We start from the raw sequence: 17,344 nt of genomic DNA on the forward strand, positions 1-17,344 counted from the left end.
GGAGGGCGCCATGAGCGACGCGACCGCACCGACCTCTTCACCGGCCCGCTGGCTGGTGGTGCTTGTCCCTTATGCCTGGATGACCTTGTTCTTCCTGGTGCCGTTTGCCATCATCATGAAGATCTCGCTGTCCGATACCGCGATCGCGATGCCGCCCTATACGCCTGTGCTCAGCGGCCTTTCGGCGATCGGCGATTTTCTGAAGGAACTGGATTTCGAGAACTACGTCTTCCTGACGGAAGACCCGCTCTACATCAACGCCTACCTGTCGTCGCTGCGGATCGCCTCCATCTCGACGCTGCTTCTGCTGCTGATCGGTTATCCGATGGCGCTCGCCATGGCGCGAGCCTCGTCGACGATCCGCCCGACGCTGCTGATGCTGGTCATCCTGCCGTTCTGGACCTCGTTCCTGATCCGCGTCTATGCGTGGATCGGCATCCTGAAGCCGGAAGGCCTGTTGACACTCGCCCTGCAGAGCGTCGGCCTTCTCGGACCGGACGAACAGGTGCAGATCTTCCGCACTGAGATCGCCGTGTTCATCGGCATCGTCTATTCCTACCTGCCGTTCATGGTCCTGCCGCTCTATTCGGCGCTGGAAAAGCTCGACGGGACTTTGTTGGAGGCTGCGAGCGACCTCGGTTGCCCGCCATGGAAGGCCTTCTGGCGCATCACTTTCCCGCTTTCCATTCCCGGCGTCATCGCCGGCGCGATGATCTGCTTCATCCCGATCACGGGTGAATTCGTCATCCCCGACCTCTTGGGCGGGCCGAACACGCTGATGATCGGCAAGACGCTCTGGACCGAATTCTTCGGCAATCGTGACTGGCCGCTGGCATCCGCCGTGGCCGTGGTGCTGCTGCTTCTTCTGGTGATCCCGATCATGATCTTCCAGAACCAGCAGCAGAAAGCGTGAGGCAGAACGATGAAACCGGGCAAATTCGATTCGACCGTCCTGACCCTCAGCTTCGCCTTCCTCTATCTGCCGATCGTCATCCTGGTCGTCTATTCCTTCAACGACTCCAAGCTCGTGACCGTCTGGGGCGGGTTCTCACTGAAATGGTATAGCGCCCTCTGGTCCAATGAGGGGTTGCTCGATGCCGCCTGGGTCACCTTCCGTGTTGGCCTGATGAGTGCAACGATCGGCACGGTGCTCGGCACGCTGGCAGCCTTGACGCTCGTTCGGTTCGGCCGCTTTCCCGGCCGCATGCTGTTCTCCGGCATGGTCTACGCGCCGCTCGTCATGCCGGAGGTCATCACCGGCCTTTCGATGCTGCTCCTGTTCGTCGCGATGAACATCGACCGTGGTATGTTCACGCTGACCGTCGCCCACATCTCGTTCACCATGTGCTATGTGGCGATCGTCGTTCAGTCGCGTCTGCTGACCTTCGACATGAGCCTTGAGGAGGCCGCGCTCGATCTCGGTTGCCCGCCGGTCAAGACCTTCTTCAAGATCACCCTGCCGCTCATCATGCCGGCGGTGGTCTCGGGCTGGATGCTGGCGCTCACCCTGTCGTTGGACGATCTGGTGATTTCCTCCTTCGCCACCGGTCCGGGGGCCACCACGCTTCCGATTAAGATCTACAGCCAGGTACGCCTCGGCGTGACGCCGGAGATCAACGCCGTCTGCTCGATCCTCATCGGTCTCGTAACGACCGGTGTCATCATCGCCTCGATCACCACGAAGCGCCGCGAACTGCAGCGACTGCGGGACGAGCACGTCGCTGCCCAGGCTCCCTGAGCCGGCGGGACCGGCTGGCTCAGTCGTCTCCGCCGGGAGGCGTGAGGATATAGGTGACCAGCCAGACCGGCAGGACGATCATCGCGCCGAGCAGCACGCGTGGCGTCGCCCACGCATAGGCCCGTTCGAGCCCGCTCCAGATCGCCTCGGGCGTCAGTCCGAGAAAGGTGAGAAGCGTGTCGGTCGTGATGCCGAGAAACGACAGCAGGCTTCCCGCCAGCAGCGAGGCGAGGACGATCTTGAAGAGGCTCATCAAAAATCTTCGCACCGCATGCCCCCCAGCATCGCGACGGTAGAGGCATCTGCCGACCGTCTGACGGTTGATTCGATGCTATTTTAGGGGTTTTGCAGGTGAGGGATAGATGGGCGTGATCACCGGGTCGGGCCACGAGCCGCCGAGGAAGAAACGCATCCGCGGAAACTCGGGCTCGCGTGTTGGATCCGTCGCGGAAAGTTCCGCCGAAAGCGCCAGGCCGTTGCTGGCATAGGGGATGACGCCGGCGAGTGTCAGAGTCTCGTCGGCGCCGACGAGGCTGGCTTCTTCGATCTCGGCCGTTCCGTTGGAATAGCGTGCTTTATAGGTTAGCCGCTCATAGGGCATCGAGCCGGCGTCGGCATTGGTCGCGCTCAGCTGAAAATAGGCGTGGTTCGCCGAATGCGCCCGGATTGCTGCCGGATCCACCCCCGTGAGGATGCCGGCCTTGGACGTGAATGCCACGGTCCCGGACATGTCCGAAAGACCTGTCGCCCATACGGGCTTGGCGGTCTTCAGCGACAGTTCGACCGACCCCTTGCCCTGTGGGACCGGACCCTTGATCGCCAGATGCTCGGCGACCGCCGCAAAGTCGGCGTCATGGATCGACAGCCCGAGGTCGCCGCCCTTGGAAAAACCGCTGCCCCCGCCTGAGAAACTGGCCGTCAGGTCGCCGCCCTCGAAGACGGCATCGGCGATGTCAAACTGGGCGGTGTTCTCCGTCGCCAGAATGCTTGCTGCCACCTCGTCGAGCTCGAAGGGCGGCAGATCCGCGCGGGCCGCTGAAAGCGTGAGGTCGAAGTCGAGCCACTGCAGAAGCCGCGGCAGGCGGACCTCGTCCTTCTCGCCTTCGCCCGTGCTTGGCAGGTCGAGTGAAAAGGCCGCGAGCAGGCGCGTGATGTTGAGCCGGTCGAAGGCGACTGTGCCGCTTACCCGCGGTTTCGCCCCGTCCCGCCGCAGGACGGAGAGGATGCCGGTCCCGTGCGTGTCGTTGATGCCGAAATCCAGGTCCTCCAGGCGCAATTCCGGGCCGACCCGTTCGATCTTGGCCGTCAGCGAGGCAGCCGTCAGGCTGTCGAGACCGGCGAGCCGGATACCGCTCCAGTCCCGAAGTGCGGGAATGTCCTTGGCACTGAGCGCGAGCGACCCCGTCTTCAGTTCGTCGCCGACCAGGCTCGCGACGCCTTCGAAGGTACCGTCAAAGGCCGTGGAGCCGAAAGCCGCGCGGACCGAGGCATCCTTGCCGCCGAACAACAGCAGCGGCTGGCGCGAGGCAAGGTCGAGCTTCATGTCGAGGCCGCCGAGCTTCAGGAGCACGGCGGCCCTGAGTTCGTCGGACAGCCGTGGCCAGGAGACATCGGCAAAGATGGCGCCGACCTCGATGAGATGGCCGGAGGCCTCGTCCTGAAGCTCGATCGAACCGTCCTCGATGGTAATCGAGCCGATCTGGGCATCGAGCTCGGGGGGCAGGGCCTGACGCCCGCCATCCAGTGGGGTGACCTCGCGCACGGCGGCACTCAACAGGCCTTCGCTGGCCCAGTCGAGCTTTCCGGCGCGATCCCGGTCCACGTGGAAGCGTGGCCTGAGCAGATGAAATTCGCCAAAATGAGGGTTGCCCTGGATTGCGGAATAGAGACCGAAACTCGCCGAAAGCCGTTCGATCCGGCCGAGGGCCTTGGCTCCGCCATCTACGGTTTTGGTAATGGTCACGCCGTCGAGCGTGACACGCGGCGTCGGCCAGAAACTGATCTCGCTGGTTCCGGCGATCGTCACCTTGTGCCCGGTCCAATGCGCGACCGCCCGTTCCATGGCCGAGCGCACAAGACCGCTGGAGATCAGATAGGGAGCGGCGGCGCGCGACACCACAAAGACGACGAGGAGGCTGACTACCGCGACGAGCGCGAGGCGTACCACGCGGCGGGCTGTTTTCAGCCGGCGCTGTCCTGTCTCGGCGATCTTCCGCTTGTCGGCCATCGGGGACCACGGGCTCCATCGGCCGGGCGGGCGCCCGGTCTCACTGTTCTGCCGGATATAGGAAATGCCGTATTCATGCAAATGGCGCGGCCGGCTCTGCTTTATATTGCGCTGCAAACTGCTATACATGCGGTGCTTTGAGGAGGAACGAATGCAACACGAAAAGCCGCTCTGGACCCCGTCTGACGCCGAGATCAAGCAGTCGCCTATGTACCGCTTCATGCAGTGGTGCAGCGATCGGGCCGGGCGTGACTTCGCCGACTATGACGCTTTCCACGACTGGTCGGTCGAAGACCGCGGGGCCTTCTGGTCAGCCGTCTGGGATTATTGTGGTGTGAAGGGCGAGAAGGGCGAGCGCTTGCTCACCGACGGCGACGTGATGCTCGCCGCCCGGTTCTTCCCCGATGCACGGCTGAATTTTGCCGAGAACCTGCTTCCCCGCGCCGGTGAAGACGATGCGATGATCTTCCGCGGCGAGGACAAGGCGGAGGACCGCTGGTCCTGGGACCGTCTCCGCAATGCCGTCTCCCGCCTCCAGCAGGCCTTCCGCGACATGGGCATCGGCAAGGGCGACCGCGTCGCCGCAATGATGCCGAACATGCCCGAAACGGTCGCGCTGATGCTGGCGGCCGCCTCGATCGGCGCCATCTGGTCCTCCTGCTCACCCGACTTCGGCGAACAGGGCGTTCTCGACCGCTTCGGTCAGATCGAGCCGAAGCTGTTCATCGCCATCGACGGCTACTGGTATGCCGGCAAGAAGCAGGACGTCGCCGAGAAGGTAAAGGCGGTTGCGACGAAGCTCGGCGTCCCGCTGGTGGTGGTGACCTATGCCGGTGATGCGGACGCTCTCGCCGCCGCGGTGCCGGGAGCCAAAACACTCGCCAGTCTGGTGGCGCCCTATGTCGCGGGGGACATCACCTACGAACCGCTTCCCTTTTCCCATCCGCTCTACATTCTCTTCTCGTCCGGCACGACCGGCGTGCCGAAATGCATCGTTCATTCGGCCGGCGGCACGCTGCTGCAGCACCTCAAGGAACAGCGCTTCCATTGCGGGCTTCAGCCCGGAGAACGCTTCTTCTACTTCACCACCTGCGGCTGGATGATGTGGAACTGGCTGGTGTCTGGGCTGGCCTCTGGCGCGACGCTCTGCCTCTACGACGGCTCGCCCTTCCATCCCGACGGCAATGTGCTGTTCGACTACGCGGCGGAGGAAGAGTTCGCCTTCTTCGGCACTTCGGCGAAATATATCGATGCGGTGCGCAAGGCCGGGCTCACGCCGCGTGAAAGCCATGATCTTTCCTCGCTCCGAATGATGACTTCGACAGGTTCGCCCTTGTCGCCGGAGGGCTTTTCCTTCGTCTATGAGGGCATCAAGCCGGATCTCCACCTGGCCTCGATCTCCGGCGGCACCGACATTGTCTCCTGCTTCGTGCTGGGCAATCCGCTGAAATCCGTTTGGCGGGGCGAGATCCAGGGCCCGGGCCTCGGCCTCGCGATCGACGTCTGGGACGACGAAGGCCGCCCGGTACGCGGCGAGAAGGGCGAGCTGGTCTGCACCAAGGCCTTCCCGTCCATGCCGATCATGTTCTGGAACGACCCCGAGGGAGCCAAGTACCGCGCCGCCTATTTCGAGCGCTTCGACAATGTCTGGTGCCACGGCGATTTCGCCGAATGGACCGTGCATGACGGCATCGTCATTCACGGTCGTTCCGACGCGACGCTCAATCCCGGCGGCGTGCGCATCGGCACGGCGGAGATCTACAATCAGGTCGAACAGCTCGAGGAAGTGGTCGAGGCACTCTGCATCGGCCAGGACTGGGACGACGACGTTCGCGTCGTCCTCTTCGTCCGTCTCGCCACTGGCGTTGATTTCACCGAGGACCTGGTCAAGGCGATCAAGACCCGCATCCGCACCGGCGCCTCGCCGCGCCACGTGCCGGCCAAGGTCATCGCGGTGAACGACATTCCGCGCACCAAGTCCGGCAAGATCGTCGAGCTTGCCGTGCGCGACGTGGTGCATGGCCGCCCGGTCAAGAACAAGGAAGCGCTCGCCAATCCGGAAGCGCTCGATCTCTTCGCCGGGCTGGAGGAACTCAAGTCCTGAGCAGCACCTTCCGTTTCTGCCGAAGCGGAAGGCATTCGCGCAAAAACGAACCAGCCGGCGTGATCCATGTCACCTCCGGTAACGGCTTGTTAAGACGGATTTGGCATAGCTGGACCAACTTGGGAGCCCACGATGATTGTGTGGCGTAGAACCGTTCCGGTTCCGTAGACATGACGTTGATCGGCTTCGGCTCCGGTTGAACAGCATTCATTATAAGGCGGCCTCGGCCGCCTATTTTTTTGCCCGCCGCCTGACCTTACCGCCGCTCGTCGAGCGAGCGCGACACCAGGATGACGGGGATCAGTCCGGCCAGGATGATGATGATCGCCGCAACGGAAGCATCCTGCACCTTCGAGCGCGAGGCATCTTCATAGACCAGCGTTGCCAGCGTGTTGAAGTTGAATGGCCGAAGCAGGATCGTCGCTGACAGTTCCTTGAGCGTCTCGATGAACACCAGGAGGGCTGCGGTCAGCACGGCCGGCCGCATGTTCGGCAGAAGCACCTCGCGGAGCGTCTGCAGGCGGCTGCGGCCGAGCGTGCGCGAGGCCATGTCGAGATGCGGCGAGAGCTTCTGGAAGCCCGCGTCGATCGTGCCCTCCGCCATGGTCAGGAACCGCACGGTGGCCGCATAGACGATGGCAAAGCCGGTGCCGGAGAGCAGGAGGCCGGTTGAAAATCCGAAATATTGCCGGGTTGCGCCGTCGAGCAGGTTGTCGAGGCCCGCCAGCGGGATGAGAACGCCGATGCCGAGCACCGTGCCTGGGATCCCGTAGCCGAGCGAGGCGAGACGGGAGGCGCCCGACGTCAGGCGGGAGCGGTCAGAGCGCGTGGCATAGGCCAGCACGAAGGCGAGAAGAACGGTTCCGAGCGCTGCCGCCGAGGAGACCGCGATCGAATTGCCCAGCGCCTTCATCAGGCGCGGTTCGGCGAAATCCTCGAGCCTTCTCAGCGCAAAGCCGGAGAGAACGCCGATCGGTACGAGGAAGCCGATGATGACCGGCACGGCGCAGAAGGCGGCAGCGCCAAGGCCGCGCCAGCCCTTGAGCTTCAGCCGTACGGCATCGATCGCAATGGCCGTTGTCTTCTGGCTGGAAAAGCGCTGGCGGCTGCGGGCCCTACGCTCGAGCCACAGGAGCAGGGCGACGAATACGAGCAGCACGCACGCGATTTGCGCCGCACCGGCCAGGCTGCCGCGGTTGAGCCAGGTGTCGTAGATCGAGAATGTCAGCGTGTTGACCCCGAGATATTCGACGGCGCCGATGTCGTTCAGGCTTTCCATCATGACGAGGGTGAGGCCGACCATGATCGCCGGCCGCGCCATCGGTATCTGCACGCGGGAAAAGACGCGCCACGGTCCGGCGCCGAGCGTGCGGGCGACATCGGCTGCGGCGCGGCCCTGCATGAGGAACATCGAGCGGCAGGCCAGGTAGACGTATGGATAGAGGACCGCCGACATCACCAGTACGGCGCCCCCCAGCGAACGTACGTCGGGGAAGGTGTATTCTCTTGCCGAATGGAAACCGAAGAGGGCGCGATAGAGGCCCTGCACCGGCCCGGTGAAGTCGAGGAACTCGCCGAACGCATAGGCCGCAAGATAGGACGGAATGGCGAGCGGCAGCACCAGCGCCACCGAAAACAAGCGCCGCAGGGGGAAGTCGCAGGACGCCACGAGCCAGGCGCTGACGATGCCGACGATGGCGGTGAAGAACCCCGTGAGCGATAGCAGCAGCAGCGTGCGCCCCGTCGCGCGCGGCACGACGTTGAAAACCATGTGCCGCCAGTTTTCGCCGTCGCCCGCGAGGCCGATGACGAAGATCGCCACGATCGGCATGGCGACGAAGGCCGAGACGACAAGAGCCGCGATCGTCGTTCCGCCGATCCCCGACTTGACCGGTCTTTGCATCGTGCTGGGCGCCGAACGCGTGTTTGCTGGCAAGCCTCGAACCTTTCCCATCCTGTTCGCAGAGCCAAACGGCCTTGCGCACCTCTGCTCGCCGGTCTAGCCGAAACCGGCACGGAAGGAAACGGGAAAGCCTGGCAGAGGTGGTTTCCTCGCGGCAGACACAGTACCCCGAGCGCTGCATTGTATGCGCCTCTTGGTTGCATAAGTGAGATCAACTATAAGATATAGTCGAGTGCAAGCACTCGACACCCCCCGTTGACACGCGACCAAACCCGGAAACTATATGCGCGCTGCATAGAAATTTCCTGCCTGTGGGCGACGCGAGAAGAGCGCATGGATGAACTGTCATGGATAGTCGAGACTGCTGCCGAGGCCGAAGAACAGCACTTCGATCGTGGCGGCCGGATCCTGTTTGAGGATGGCCCGTTCTCGGGTTTCATCGAGCGCACTGCTGTACGCCCTGGCATCGCGCTCTATCGCGCCGAGGGCTTGTCGACTCATGCCTGGAGACTGAAGGCGCAGGGCGAGGCGCCCGCCGGCAATCTGGTGTTCGGGGCGATGCTCGACGGTGCCGGGGTAATCGATGCCAAGGGGAACGAACGCCAGGGTTGGCGCGGGCCGGGACGCTCTTACGTATTGAGCCTCGCCGAGCGAGACATCACCTATCATCTGGAAGCTGGCGAACCGTGGCGCGCCGTGACGCTGCTGCTGGAGCCGGAAGCGCTGGAGAGCCTGGCGATGCAGAACGGCGATTTGCCGGCGGTGGCGCGCGCGGTGCTCGATGACGGGCAATTGCCGGTTTCCAGCGTCTTCGAGCTCAATCGGGCGGTGATGCGCACGGCCCATGATCTCCTGCGGTCTCCCTATCGCGGGACCATGGAAACGCTCTGGCGCGAGAGCAAGGCGCTGGAACTTCTGGCGCACCAGCTCGATCATCTGGGGTCGAGCGGTGCTGCACCCGCTTCGCTCAACCCGCGCGATCTCGCTCGGGTGAAGGAAGCCTATGAACTGCTGGTCGCCAGTCTGCGTGAACCGCCGGGGCTGGAAACACTCGCCGCTCAGGTGCGCCTGGCCCCCCGTAAGCTCAATCAGGGTTTCCGCCAACTCTATGGCATGACGGTCTTCGAGGCCTTGCTCGAGGCCCGCATGAAGACGGCGCATGCGATGATCCGCGAACGGCACGACGTGCCGCTCAAGCACCTTGCCTGGATGGTCGGCTACAATCAGCTGTCCAACTTCATCAACGCCTATCGGCGGCGTTTCGGCGTGCCGCCGGGGCAGCACCGGCGCAGTCAAGGCTAGCCCGGCAAACCAGTCATGCTTTGCAGGCATGTCGCGCCGACCGGCCGCGGCATGCCTTTTGCTGTTCAGCGTCGATTTTTTACCATCCGGAAAAAGTTATGCGGCCCGGCAAATGCTTATGCACGGGCGCCCGCCGCGTTGATCCCCTCCACAACCTGCAGGCAATAGAACGCACGACCTCAAGGTCCTTAACAAAGCGTTCGGAGACTGAAGCATGACGGCAAAGCGGGCACGCACAACGGGGCAGAACGGAGCAGGGAAGATCCGTTTCACGCTGATCGCTCTTTTGGGATCGACGGCGTTGATGATGCCATCGCCGGCAAAGGCCGAGTTTCGGGATCTGTCTGCTTTCGCGCCTGGAGCTTATTGGTTCACCGCCCTGGGCGTCAGCGGCAACGGCAACTACATGGTCGGCGAAGGCATCGATGCCGATGATGTGGGGCGCAGCTTTTTCTACGATGTGAGGAGCGGCGCGGGCCAGGACGTCGGCCTGTTTGTGTCCGGCGAACCGACGATCGCAAGAGATGTGTCAAATTCCGGCATTGTTGTGGGCTCTGCCAACATTGCGCCTCTTACGACAAAGGCGTTTCTTTGGACGCGGGACGCAGGCTTTCAAAATATCGGGACGCTCGATGGGATGAATGCTGGGGAATCGGGCGCCATGGCCATCTCCGACGATGGCAATCGCATTGTCGGATGGTCGAGCCCGCAGGCAACTCCAAGTCGGCTGGTCCCCTTCGTTTGGATCAGGGGCGCGACGAGCGGCGTGGCGGGCAACACGGAAATGCATGCGCTGGGAGCGTTGTCCGGTAGTGTCAGATCAAGCGCTGACGCCATCAGCGCCGACGGTCAGTTTGCCGCTGGTTACAGCGATATCACAGGTGGGACTTTTCGTGCTGTGCGATGGAACCTGGCGGGCATCACGACGACAGGAACAGCCGCTGCGCAGGATCTGGGCACTCTCGGCGGCAATAATTCGTTTAGCCGGGCCATCAATGCAGACGGGCGTGTTGTTGTCGGTTGGTCCCGTACCACAAGTGCCTATGGCCAGCATGCCTTTCGATGGGTGGATGGGGGGACGGCCGGCGTGGCGGGCAATCCGCAGATGGAGGATCTCGGCACGCTCGGCGGCGAGTCGAGTGAGGCCCTGGCGGTCAGCGGCAACGGTGAAATCGTGGTGGGTGCGTCGGATAACGATTCCTTTGAATCGCGCGCCTTCCGCTGGACTCGTGAGACGGGCATGCTTTCGCTCGCGGATTGGTTGGCCCAGAGCGGCATCGATGTCGGCGATATCGTGCTGAAGGAAGCAACCGGGATCTCTAACAATGGTGGCGTCATCGTCGGCCGCATGAACGATCCGGAAAGTCCAGACGGCGACACGCCCTTCATCGCCCGTGTCGCCGTGCCGGGCGAGGGTGGTTCCGGCCTCATGAACGTCAATGAATACAACGCAACCGCCTATGATGCCGGCTATACCGGCTGGGCGGCCGGCAATGCGTTCAAGATGCCGCTGAACGGTGCCCACCACCGGGTGCTGATGGATTTCCCCACCCAGCCGAGCGGCATCTGCGGTTGGACCAACGGCGACCTCGCACATTACGACGACGGCCGCGACACCGGCGTGGCGCTCGCCGAAGCCGGCCTTTGCGGCGACCTCGCCGACGGAACGGTGAGGATCGGCCTCGGGGGCGGCCTGATGCATTCCACCCAGGATCTGATGAACGACGGTAGCGCCGAGCTCGACGGCCGCTACCTTGTCGGCGAACTCGACTGGCAACCCGACGGGCTGCCGGTGATCTTCTCACTGACCGGCCTCTACGGCGGCTCGGACGCCAAGATCCGCCGTGCCTATTCGAACGGCGCTACGATGGCCTATTCGGAGGGCGAGACGGACCTTGTCTCCGGCACGCTGCGCCTTCGCGCCGACTGGAAGGATGCCTTCCGTTTCGGCACCACCAGCTTCAGCCCCTATGTCTCCTACGCCGTCTCGCGCACCACGGTCGACGGCTACACCGAGACCGGGGGAAGCTTCCCGGCCACCTTCGACGAGCAGGTGGTCGACAGCGGCGAGGTGCGGCTTGGTCTTGCGTCCCGCACCGAGCTGACCTCTGCTGTCGCGCTGCGCGGCACGCTCGAGCTGGTGCACGGTGCCGGTGACGCGCCTCTTGCGAGCGGACAGGTCATCGGTCTTCACGGCTTCTCTTTCGGCGGCGGATCCTACTCTGAAACCTGGGTGCGGGCCGGCGCCGACCTGGATGTGAAGGTCACCGACAGCGCCCTGCTGTCGCTGTCCATGCATGCCGCGACCGAGGGGCTGGATGCCCAGATCTCGGGGGCTGCACGTCTGCAGGTTCTTTTCTAGCCATAGCGGCGCCGCATCAGGCGCCGGCAATCCTGTCGCTTTCGATGGAGGACGTTGGAATGCAGGCCCTTGTGCTCGCCCTGTTGCTCAGGATCTTTGAAAATCGCGCTCTGCGCCGTCTGCCCTTCAGGAGAAGACGATGAAGGCACATGTCCTGCTTGCATTGATGCTCCCGCTCGTCGGTTGCAGCCAGACCGCCCCGGCCCCTGCGGCGGCCCCCGGGGCGGCCCCGGGGGCGGCAACGTCTTCCAAGCCCGGCGGAAAGCCGCCAGTCGCTGCGGCTGCCGCGCCCGGGGGCAAGGCAAAGGCCGAAGAGGTTGCCATGGCGGCGTGCGAAGAGACCATGAAGAAGCAGATGGATCAGGCCATGATCGGCAGCGCGCTGGGCATGGCGGGCGGTGCCTTCGGTTTCGTCGGCCGCGGCGGGGCGATCGCCTCGCAGGTTGCCTCGACCGCGGGGTCCCTGGTTGCCGCGCAGAAAAGGCGGGAAGCGGAAGCCGCAATCCGCCGCGATTGTTATCCTCAAGGCGCCCCGGTCGATGCCGGGGCCGATGACGAGATCTGGTGAGTTTTCGAACTTCCGCAAGGTCCGCAGCCTCATGAGCGGACACGCCGTCCGAGGCGGAAGATGAGGGGAGGGCAAAGCTCCTACCAACTCCTTCCCCCAACCGCTCGGATGGCCCTCGTGGAGCGGCGGACGTGAGGTGGGCCTCCCGACACCCGGCGGACCCCGCCGCTCCACATTTTTTTCTCGGAACGGCAGATCACGGCGATCGGCCACGGCCCGGCAGGGCTGCGGCTCGTCTGGATGTCAATCGGCCAGCACGCGCTGCGACGGGAAGATGATCTCGACCAATGTTCCCTCGTTCGGGGCCGACGAGATCGAGAAGTTCGCCCGGTTCGCATCGACCATCGCCTTGGTCAGCGGCAGGCCGAGACCGGTGCCGTCGCCGCGCTTGTGCATGCCGGACTGGACCTGGCGGAACGGCTTCATTGCCTGTTCGAGTTCCGTGCGCGACATGCCGATACCGGTGTCGCGGATCCGCAGCGCAACGCTGCCGTTGGGCTCATAGGCGGTCGACACGATGATCTGCCCGCCGGACGGCGTGAAGCGGATGGCGTTCGCCAGGATGTTCAGCACGATCTGCTTGATCGAGCGCAGGTCGGCGACCACGTTCGGCACCGATTGCGAGAGCGCCGTGCGGATGATGACGCGCTGGCCGTTGGCCTGCGGCTGGACGATCGACACGGCGGCCTGCACTGTCTCGTTGAGGCCGACCGCGGTGAAGTCGAGATCCATCTCGCCCGCCTCGATTTTCGAGATGTCGAGCAGGTCGTTGACAATGTCGAGCACGTGGCGGCCGGAGCGCACGATGTCGTTGGCGTATTCGGCATAACGCGGATGGCCGACCGGGCCGAAATGTTCGTTGGCCATCATGTCGGCAAAGCCGATGATCGCATTGAGCGGCGTGCGGATCTCGTGGCTGACGCGGGCGAGGAAATCGCTCTTGTGGGCGTTGGCGGTTTCCGCCGCACGCTTGGCGTTGCGCAGTTCCTCTTCGGTCCGCTTCCACTGGGTGATATCGCGGATCACCGCACAGTAGCCGTTGGACGAGCTGAGCTTGCCGATCGTCATGAACAGCGGCAGGAAGCCGCCCGACGCTTCGCGGCCGATCACCTCGCGCCCGTCGTTGAGCACGCTCGCCACGCCATGGCCGGAAAGGCCGCCGAGATAGTCCATGATCGACTTCTGGCTCTCGTGAGCGAACAGCATGACGAAGGGCTTGCCGCGTGTTTCTGCCTCGTCGAAGTTGAACAGCGCGCTCGCCGCCCGGTTCATCGAGCGGATGTCGCCGTCGGCGCCGAGGATCACCACGCCGTCGGTCGCGGTTTCGAGGATAGAGCGCAGCTCGTCGGCCTCGACCTGGAGGCGGGCCAACTGTTCCGCGGCAGCCGGGGCCTGCACGTCCGTGATGCTGGTGACGGTTGCGGACGGTGCCGCTTCGGTAACCTTGCGCACCTCCACACGGCTCGGCACGAGCGCCAGCATCAGCGCGGTCGCGCGGTCGAACTTGACCGACTGAAGGCGGGCGGTGACCGGCACGAGTTCGTCGTCGGCGCGCACGATGACGACCTGGCCGGCTTCCTCGCCGGCACCTTCGAGATCCTGGCGCTGGATCAGCACGTCGAGCCCGCCTGCCTCGGCAAGGGCCTCGATCGAGGCATAGCCCGTAAGGGACAGGAATTCGGGATTGGCATGGATGAGCCGGTCGCCGGCATGCACCAGCAGCGCCACGGGCATCAGGTCGACGATGTCGCCGTTGAGGCTGTTCTCACGCTTCAGGCGAAGTGCCTGGAAATCCTCGACGACGGCATCATCCGACGGCGCGGAGTCGGCTGGCTGCGGCGCAATGAAGGTCTCTGCGGTCGCGGGTGTGATCTGCGGCTCTTCGGTGGTGTCGTCCGTGTCCACTGCGGAGAAGATGTCTCCACCGAGAGGCATGGCGGTTTCCTCATCGGCTGCCGGCGCCTTTTCGGTCTCACTCGCCTTGTCGTGCTTGCGCATCTCTGCAAGTGCCTCGGCTGCCTTTTCGCGAAGCCCGAGCGGATCGAGCTTGCGGGCGATTTCGCGGAATGCGGCTTCCTCGCCCGGCGTCAGGCCTTCCCGGCCGCGCGCCCGGCGCTCCTCGAGCTGCACCACCTTGTCAGAGTGGCGCCGGCCGGGCGTTTCGACCAGCTGCAGCGCCGGCGGTTCGCCCGCAGGTTCGCGAGGTCCCACCTCGTCCGCAGCCTTGAGTTCAAAAATTTCGGCGTCCCCCACAGGCGGCGAAATGGCGGGCGCTTCGGGGCCCGTTTCTGCAACGGGCGCGACCTCGTCAGAGGCAGCTACTTCGATCCGGCTTTCGTCGGCGGGTTCGGGCTCCTCCATGGTCTGGTCCGACCCTGCTGGTTCCACGGCCGTATCGGTAGCGTGCGTTTCCGTCACGGCAGCAGCAGGGGTTTCCATGTCGATTGCCGGAGCAGGGGCCTCGGCCCGCATTTCGACTGCAGCTTCTGCCGGCATGTCGGAGAGCGTCTGGATAACCGTTTCGGCCGGCGCGCCGGAGGCGGCGGGACGATCCTCGCGTTCGTCGACAAAGGTCAGTCCGGTATGGTTCGGATCCTCGATCGCATCGGCAATCCTGACGATACCGAAGCCGCGGAAACCGTCGAAATCACGGCTGCGCGTATAGGTCGGCAGCGCGGCGAGATCGACCGGCACCATCAGCGTGGTGCCCTCGACCGGCCAGTAGATGGTCTTGCCGGACCAGGTGTCGCGCTTCTTCAAGAGTTCGCCGATCTTGCCGTCCGGGTCCAGGTTGAAGAGCGCTGCGAGATCGCGGAAGGCAACGCCGTTGATGGCGGCCGCCCGCGGGCCGACAGCCTCGGCAAACTCGCTCGAGACATCGCAGAACCGGCCATCTGCATCGATCTTCCAGACGAAGCGCGTGGCGCGACGGTCGGGCGCGAAAACGAATCTTCCGTTCGGTGCCGCAGAGACGGAAAGAGCGGCGACGGACGGGGGCGCAGGCGGGGCGGCCGTCTCGACATCCGCGTCGGCAACGTCGTCCAGCGGCTTGTCTTCGATCGCGGTCTCGTCGCCCGGCTTCGTGATCACATCACCGACCGTAAGAGGCTCTTCCGCGGCGATCGCCGGCACCTCCGTGCCCTCGACCTGACCGGCGAACATGTCGGCTTGGCCCGGCTCGTCGACGACGGTTTCCTCAGCCTCGGCAAACTGTTCTGCGACGGTGGCTGCTGCTGTCTCGAGTGACGCGTCGTCGTTCTCAAAGCTGTCTTCCGCCTCGGTGACGGTTTCAAGCTCCTCCCCCTCGATCTCCTCGATGTTGCCGAGCGCATCGACGATGTCGGCAAAACCGGCTTCGGCCGAGGCGACGCCAACGGCGATCACCGGGACAGCTTCGGGCGCGACGGTCGGTTGCGGTTCGCGCTCGTCCGTCGGGGCGGCCGGCTGTGTTTCGATTGCCACCGCATCCGCTTCGAAGCTGTCGGTCGGATCCATGTTGCCGAGGATGGTCTCGACGGCGAAGAGCAGGTGCAGCGCCGGATCGTCGGAAAGCTTGCCGATCGCCGCCGGCAGGTGGCCGCGGCCCGTCGGGATCGGCCGCTTCAGCAGGTGGTCGGCATCGGCGGAGACGAGATGGACGAGCGTGCGTGCGGTCTGCGGCGTGACGCCGAGCGCGGCGAAGCGGGCAGAGGCGGCCACGACCGCGCCGTCGCCGTCGAGCACGGCCATGTGGGTATCCGGATCGTCGAAACCGGTCAGCATGTCGGCGGCGCGTTCGCCGATCGTGCCGGCCTTGCCCGTTGCCGGGACGGAGAGCAGCACGGCGCGCTCGCCCTTGCGGATCTCGACCATCTCGGCATTGGCATTGACGGGCACGCGCTGGAAGCCTGAAGCAATGCGCAGAACCAGCGAACGGCTGTCGCCGACAGCGGCGAGCTGGCGGGCAACTGTTTCGATCTGGCGGAAGGTCACGTCTCCACGGTTCGGCCCTTCCTCGAGAAGGTCGTAGATCGAGGCATTGCCGAAGAAGCGCGCGCCGGCCCCGTTGGCCCACAAGACCTGGTCAAGCGCGGGCGAAAACAGCACCAGCGCTTCGCCACGGGCAAAGCGGGCGCGAACGTTCTCGTGAACGGCGACATCGATGAACGGGTAGGATGCGGGCATCGTCGGACCTGTCGTAGCCATTGCCACCTCATGCGGCAAATTAACAGATTTTTAATACCTAGCCACGCCTTTCGGGTCCAGCAATCGCCTCGGCTTTTGGCCAACAGGGTTAATCGCGGCGAGGGTTAAGAAGATGCTATCGGCATTTTTCATTGTGCAGCGCACAATAATATTGCAATGCACAATAGATGGTGCTATATAGGCTTTATCGAATGCATCTGGGCGCGCCGATAAGCGAACGCCCCAACCAAGGATTACGCAAATGGCAGCCATGAACCCCAAGGACGTCTTCTCCTTCTCCGCTTCCGCCTTCGATCCGTCGAAGGTCTCCGAGACCTTCCGCGAATTCGCTGAAAAGGGCGCAGCCCAGTCGAAGGAAGCCTATGCCAAGATGAAGACCGCCGCTGAAGAAGCCACCAAGACGGTCGAGACCACCATGCAGACCGCCCAGGCCGGCACCGTCGAACTCGGCCTGAAGGCCATCGACGCGCTCCGCACCAATGCCGACATGTCGCTCTCGCACATGGAAGCCCTGCTCGGCGTGAAGTCGGTTGCCGAACTCGTCGAGCTTCAGACCTCCTTCATCCGCAAGCAGGCCGAAGTTACGGTCGAGCAGGCCAAGGCCATGCAGGAAGCTGCCAAGAAGGTCGCCGAAACCGTTACCAAGCCGACCAAGGAAGCCGCAGAAAAGGTCATGTCGACCTTCAAGGCCGCCTAATCTCATCTTCATGATCCTCCCAGGGATAGCAAGGGCCGGACGTTTGTCCGGCCCTTTTGCATTTGCTGCAGAAAGGGCTTGAAAAAAGATCCGAGTGCTCGTATGTGACGCCTCACGACGTTTTCGGGCGTCGAATGTGCGGTTGTAGCTCAGTTGGTTAGAGCGCAGGTTTGTGGCACCTGAGGTCGGAGGTTCGAGACCCCCCAACCGTACCATTCTCTTCTTTTTTCCATCATCAGTGAGTTTTTTCGACCCTGG

The 17,344-nt window shown here is 63.9% G+C and carries 11 protein-coding genes and 1 tRNA gene; 8 read left to right on the forward strand and 4 right to left on the reverse strand.

The window, feature by feature from the left end; genetic code table 11:
• The first annotated feature begins 10 nt into the window (after positions 1–10).
• The gene (locus ACX93L_RS10050) at positions 11–913 is read left to right on the forward strand and encodes an ABC transporter permease subunit (protein WP_459404709.1); all 903 of its coding nucleotides are present in this window, start codon (positions 11–13) and stop codon (positions 911–913) included.
• 9 nt (positions 914–922) lie between these two features.
• Complete coding sequence (locus ACX93L_RS10055; protein WP_459404710.1) at positions 923–1,738, forward strand: ABC transporter permease; 816 nt, start codon at positions 923–925, stop codon at positions 1,736–1,738.
• 19 nt (positions 1,739–1,757) lie between these two features.
• Here ACX93L_RS10055 and ACX93L_RS10060 read toward each other — a convergent pair whose 3' ends face one another.
• Together ACX93L_RS10060 and ACX93L_RS10065 are read right to left on the reverse strand one after the other, a co-directional pair.
• A complete protein-coding gene (locus tag ACX93L_RS10060) occupies positions 1,758–1,991 on the reverse strand; it encodes a DUF6460 domain-containing protein (protein ID WP_459404711.1) in 234 nt (77 codons plus the stop codon).
• 78 nt (positions 1,992–2,069) lie between these two features.
• Positions 2,070–3,965, reverse strand: coding sequence for an AsmA family protein (locus ACX93L_RS10065; RefSeq protein WP_459404712.1), 1,896 nt, complete (start codon positions 3,963–3,965; stop codon positions 2,070–2,072).
• Positions 3,966–4,116: 151 nt separating this feature from the next.
• Here ACX93L_RS10065 and ACX93L_RS10070 point away from each other — a divergent pair, with 151 nt between their 5' ends.
• Positions 4,117–6,069, forward strand: coding sequence for an acetoacetate--CoA ligase (locus ACX93L_RS10070; RefSeq protein WP_459404713.1), 1,953 nt, complete (start codon positions 4,117–4,119; stop codon positions 6,067–6,069).
• Positions 6,070–6,325: 256 nt separating this feature from the next.
• Here the strand turns inward: ACX93L_RS10070 and ACX93L_RS10075 are convergent, their stop codons facing one another.
• Entirely contained in the window at positions 6,326–7,972 is a 1,647-nt protein-coding gene (locus tag ACX93L_RS10075) for an ABC transporter permease (RefSeq protein ID WP_459404714.1), read from the reverse strand.
• Between the two features lie 333 nt (positions 7,973–8,305).
• On the opposite strand from ACX93L_RS10075, the gene ACX93L_RS10080 reads away from it, so the two are divergent.
• The 3 genes from ACX93L_RS10080 (at position 8,306) to ACX93L_RS10090 (ending at position 12,204) form a co-directional block, all read left to right on the forward strand.
• Positions 8,306–9,274: an AraC family transcriptional regulator gene (locus ACX93L_RS10080; protein ID WP_459404715.1), complete on the forward strand. Its 969-nt coding sequence runs from the start codon at positions 8,306–8,308 to the stop codon at positions 9,272–9,274.
• 214 nt (positions 9,275–9,488) lie between these two features.
• Positions 9,489–11,636 (forward strand): autotransporter domain-containing protein, encoded by a 2,148-nt coding sequence (locus ACX93L_RS10085; protein ID WP_459404716.1) that lies wholly within the window; start codon positions 9,489–9,491, stop codon positions 11,634–11,636.
• A 139-nt stretch (positions 11,637–11,775) separates the two neighbouring features.
• Entirely contained in the window at positions 11,776–12,204 is a 429-nt protein-coding gene (locus tag ACX93L_RS10090) for a hypothetical protein (RefSeq protein ID WP_459404717.1), read from the forward strand.
• 243 nt (positions 12,205–12,447) lie between these two features.
• On the opposite strand, the gene ACX93L_RS10095 is transcribed toward ACX93L_RS10090, so the two are convergent.
• The gene (locus ACX93L_RS10095; protein WP_459405363.1) at positions 12,448–16,368 is read right to left on the reverse strand and encodes an ATP-binding protein; all 3,921 of its coding nucleotides are present in this window, start codon (positions 16,366–16,368) and stop codon (positions 12,448–12,450) included.
• 271 nt (positions 16,369–16,639) lie between these two features.
• Here ACX93L_RS10095 and ACX93L_RS10100 point away from each other — a divergent pair, with 271 nt between their 5' ends.
• Both ACX93L_RS10100 and ACX93L_RS10105 read left to right on the forward strand, forming a co-directional pair.
• The gene (locus tag ACX93L_RS10100; protein WP_459405364.1) at positions 16,640–17,086 is read left to right on the forward strand and encodes a phasin; all 447 of its coding nucleotides are present in this window, start codon (positions 16,640–16,642) and stop codon (positions 17,084–17,086) included.
• 138 nt (positions 17,087–17,224) lie between these two features.
• Positions 17,225–17,301: transfer RNA gene (locus ACX93L_RS10105), tRNA-His, on the forward strand.
• Positions 17,302–17,344: the final 43 nt, after the last annotated feature.

It is taken from the genome of Rhizobium sp. CAU 1783 (assembly GCF_054551725.1).